Genomic DNA, 382 nt, shown 5'->3' with positions numbered 1-382 from the left:
CGACGGCCGCACGGCCGGTGAGCACACCGCGCAGGAACCAGCGCGGCCCGTCCGTGCCGAGGAACCGTGCCGGGCGGTGACCCGTGCGCCCCTCGGGGGTGCGCACGGGCAGCCGCGCGAGCAGCTCGCGGCCGTACGGGCCGGGCAGGTCGTCGACGGTGCCGCCCTGCTGGGTGATCGAGGCGGCGATCTCCTCGCGGATCTCGTCCCAGATGCCCTCGGTCCGGGGCGCGGCGAACGCCTGGAGCTGCAGCGACGACCCGTCGAGGAGCACGGCGACCGCGGACACCACGTTGGTCGCCTTGTCGACCTCGAGGCGCACCTCCATGCCGTCGACCTGCGGCAGCCGGATGGCGCCGAGGTCGACGCGCGGCATCTCGGG

1 protein-coding gene is annotated in these 382 nt (G+C 75.7%); it reads right to left on the bottom strand.

All coding sequences use genetic code 11. The features are described 5' to 3' along the window. A partial coding sequence (locus tag G3I71_RS49960) for a DUF3710 domain-containing protein (RefSeq protein WP_164325625.1) occupies window positions 1-382 on the bottom strand: 382 nt, incomplete at both ends.

The organism is Streptomyces sp. SID12501, assembly GCF_010550245.1.
In the GTDB taxonomy this organism is placed as follows: Bacteria; Actinomycetota; Actinomycetes; order Streptomycetales; family Streptomycetaceae; genus Streptomyces.
This window is presented reverse-complemented; position numbering and strand designations above follow the sequence as displayed.